General features: G+C 31.8%; 1 protein-coding gene. It reads right to left on the bottom strand.

Annotated elements, in window-relative coordinates:
* Positions 1–20: 20 nt before the first annotated feature.
* Positions 21–628, bottom strand: a 608-nt coding sequence (locus KM800_RS15110) for a transposase (RefSeq protein WP_217813824.1), incomplete at its 5' end; no start/stop codon positions are given.

Genomic DNA, 628 nt, shown 5'->3' with positions numbered 1-628 from the left:
ATGCGATAGCATTGGAATTTTTAGAGATTCCATGGATATTTTCTAGATTTTATTCCATTTTTGTTTTTGTTGAATTCATCTATTAAATATGCGAGAAGAACCCACTTAATATGACGTTCATAGCGATTTTTACCGTAAAGTCTTGGATTCTCCAAATTATATAAGCCTTTTAGTACAGAAAATAATTGTTCTATTTTTATCCTTTGTTTATATAGGGTACAGCCTATTGGAGATTCAAGAAACAAAGCATTTTGATATCTAAGTTCATCGGTAAAAGACTCAATATTTTTAGATCTGCGCATATTTATATCTGTTAACAAATTTAGAGACAGATCTTGAGATATTTTAAACCATGAACTATCATCATAGGCAGCATCCGCAAGTATAACAAATGGATTATAAGTTTTCACCTCATAAAGTAAATCTGAAACTTGATTGTCATATACATTTGCAGTAGTTAAGCTGAATGATAATGGCAGTACGATATCCGTTACTGATGCAGCACAATGTAATTTATAACCTTTATATTTTCCAAGACGAGTACCTCTGCCACACTTGGCTTGACTATCATATTTTGAGCTTCTTAATGCAGTACCATCAACAGTACAAATCCTTACGGATGGATCAA

The organism is Clostridium tyrobutyricum, assembly GCF_019144085.1.
GTDB lineage: Bacteria > Bacillota > Clostridia > Clostridiales > Clostridiaceae > Clostridium_B > Clostridium_B tyrobutyricum_A.
The sequence above is the reverse complement of the archived record's forward strand: the minus strand, read 5'-3'. Positions and strand labels throughout refer to the sequence as shown.